This is a genomic window from Priestia sp. SIMBA_032 (assembly GCF_046535215.1).
Lineage (GTDB): Bacteria > Bacillota > Bacilli > Bacillales > Bacillaceae_H > Priestia > Priestia aryabhattai.
Genome location: NZ_JAWRXD010001557.1, coordinates 1 through 236, shown reverse-complemented (window position 1 = coordinate 236; position 236 = coordinate 1). Strand labels below are relative to the sequence as shown.

1 protein-coding gene is annotated in these 236 nt (G+C 66.9%); it reads left to right on the top strand.

From position 1 onward, the window contains the following. Positions 1 to 22: 22 nt before the first annotated feature. The coding region (locus SB717_RS39515; RefSeq protein ID WP_410908791.1) for an SGNH/GDSL hydrolase family protein at positions 23 to 236 on the top strand (214 nt) is incomplete at its 3' end.

Sequence of the window (236 nt, the reverse complement as noted above, 5' to 3'; positions counted from 1 at the left end):
CTTAGCGGAGGCCTACCGAACGGTGGGAACTGCGGCCCGGTCGCCGGTGCTGGTGCTGCCGTATCCACGAATGTTTGAGGCTCCTGCTGCAGACTGCGGCCGGCTGACCGCCGCGGAACAGGCCTTCGGGCTGAAGGTCACCGACAACCTGAACGCGGTGCTGGAGCAGTCCGTGCAGGCAGCGGGGCTGCCGGGCGTGCGGTACGTTGATGCGCTGGAAGATTCCTTTGCCGGAC